The sequence below is a fragment of the Nocardiopsis lucentensis DSM 44048 genome (assembly GCF_000341125.1).
Taxonomy (GTDB): domain Bacteria; phylum Actinomycetota; class Actinomycetes; order Streptosporangiales; family Streptosporangiaceae; genus Nocardiopsis; species Nocardiopsis lucentensis.
In genome coordinates, this window is record NZ_ANBC01000455.1 from 1 (window position 1) to 2,428 (window position 2,428).

At 73.2% G+C, this 2,428-nt stretch carries 2 protein-coding genes; one reads left to right on the plus strand and one right to left on the minus strand.

The window, feature by feature from the left end:
* Positions 1–1,237: AfsR/SARP family transcriptional regulator (locus D471_RS0116065; protein WP_017599567.1), on the minus strand; the 1,237-nt coding region annotated here is incomplete at its 3' end.
* 159 nt (positions 1,238–1,396) lie between these two features.
* On the opposite strand from D471_RS0116065, the gene D471_RS0116070 reads away from it, so the two are divergent.
* The coding region (locus D471_RS0116070; RefSeq protein ID WP_017599568.1) for an alkene reductase at positions 1,397–2,428 on the plus strand (1,032 nt) is incomplete at its 3' end.

Below are 2,428 nucleotides of genomic sequence, written 5' to 3' on the forward strand. Positions count from 1 at the left end.
GTTGGGCCACCAGCTCGGCGACGGGGCCGATCACGTGCTCGCAGTTGTCGAGGACCAACAGGCCGGAGCCCAGGCAGCGACCGAGACGGGGTACCGAGGAGTGTTGGCCGGGGGAGCATCCCTCGTCGGACAGGCCGACGGTGATCGCGATGTCCTCGGCGACGCCCTCGGGGGTGGTGGTGTCGGCGTCACGCCCGGCGAGTTCGACGAACCACACGGGGGAGGAGGGCGAGAGGGCGGGGCGCACGGAGGCGAGCGCGAGTGTCGTCTTGCCGACCCCGCCCGGGCCGACGAGCGTGACCAGACGGAACCGCTCCATGTCGCGGCGGAGCCGCGTCACGGACTCCTCCCGTCCGATGACCTCGGTGAGCGGCGCGGGCACGTTCCCCGGGAACCGGGGCGGCGCCGCCGCGACCGTGGCGTGGTCGTCCGTTCGCCGGGCCGGTGCGGTGTCCGCGGTGACCCTCTCCCCCGCTCGCCCGCCATCGGAGCGGGCGAGCGCGGCGTCTTGGGCGAGGATGTCCTGGTGCAGCCGGACCAGCTCGGGACCGGGGTCCACCCCCACCTCGTCGGACAGCAGCTCGTGTATCCGCCGGTAGCTCTCCAGCGCCTCGGACTGCCGCCCGGCCCGGTACAGCGCCAGCATGTGGGCGGCGCGGAGGCGTTCGCGCAGCGGTTCGCGCTCCACGAGCTCGTCGAGTTCGGGGATGAGCGTGGCGTCCTCACCCAGATCGAGCCGGGCCCGGGCCCGGTCCTCCACCGCCGACAGCCGTTGTTCCTCCCAACGCGCGACCGCCGCGCGCGTGAACGGGGCGTCCGCGTGGTCGGCCAGGGCGGGGCCGCGCCACAGTCCAAGGGCCTGACCGAGGATGTCCGCGGCCTCGGCGGGCGCGGCGCCCCGCGCGCGAGCCACCAGCTCCTCGAACCGGTCCGCGTCCACCTGTTCCGCGTCGACCCGCAGCCGGTACCCAGCCGGGCCGGACTCCACGCGGGCCCGGTAGCCGGATTCCGCCCCGTCCAGGGCGCGCCGCAGCCGCGACACTGCTGTCTGGAGCGCGGCGGCCGGGGCGGTCGGCGGGTCCTCCCAGAGGTCCAGGCTGAGCCGGTCGGCGGAGACCCACTTTTCCCGATGGACGAGCAGGTGGGCCAGGAGCGCGCGCACCTTCGCGCCGGGGACGGTGACGGGCGCGCTGTCATCGGTCCAGACCGCCAGCTGCCCCAACACGCCGAATCGCATGTGAGGCAGCTTATCCGGACGAAGCGGCTATGTCCGTCGGCGGCGCTGTGAGGAGGCGGACAGCGACGGACAGCGGACGGCAAGGGGATGGTGAGCGCCCCTCCCTAACGTGGGTGTCGTCAACGAGGGGCGGCGCCCCGCACACGATCTGGAGATGACATGAGCGACCTGTTCACCCCCGTCACCGTCGGCCGCGACGAACTTCCCAACCGCCTCTTCATGGCCCCGATGACCCGGTCCCGGGCGGACGAGGAGGGCCGCGTGGACGACCTGGTGGCCGAGTACTACGCCCAGCGCGCCTCCGCCGGCCTGATCATCACCGAGGGCACCCAGCCGAGCGTGCGCGGCCAGGGCTACATCAACACCCCCGGACTGCACTCCGCCGAGCAGGTCGAGGCGTGGCGGAAGGTCACCGACGCCGTCCACGCCAAGGGTGGCCACATCTACGCCCAGATCATGCACACCGGCCGCATCGGTCACCCGAGCCTGTACCCCGACGGCGGCCTGCCGGTCGCACCCTCGGCGATCGCCTCCGGCCTGTCCCTGTTCGACGGTTCCGGGATGGTCCCCCACCCGGTCCCGCGTGAGATGACCTCCGCCGACATCGCCGAGGCGCTGGACGACTTCGTCTCCGCCGCCCGCAACGCGATCACCGCCGGGTTCGACGGAGTGGAGCTGCACGGAGCCAACGGCTACCTCATCCACCAGTTCCTCGCTGACGGCGCCAACCAGCGCACCGACGAGTACGGCGGCAGCGCGGAGGCCCGGGCCCGGTTCGCGGCCGAGGTCGTCGCGGCCGTCGCCGACACCATCGGCGCCGAGCGCACCGCCCTGCGCGTCTCTCCCGGAAACACCTTCAACGGCATCACCGAGACCGACTCGCTCGGCCAGCACCTGGCGCTCCTGGACGCCATCCCGAACCAGTCCGAGTTGGCGTTCCTGCACGTCGCGGGGATGGGCCCGCGTGAGCACGCCGAGCGCCTGCGCAAGGAGTGGGCGGGCACCTTCGTCTACAACCCGGCCGCGGGCATGGACACGGCCGCCGCGTCCGCGGTGCTGGAGGAGGGGCTGGCCGACGCGGTGGCCCTGGGCGCCGCCTGGCTCGCCAACCCCGACCTGGACGCCCGGATCAAGGAGGGAGAACCCCTCAACGAGCCCGACTCCACCACCTTCTACGGCGGCGACCACCGC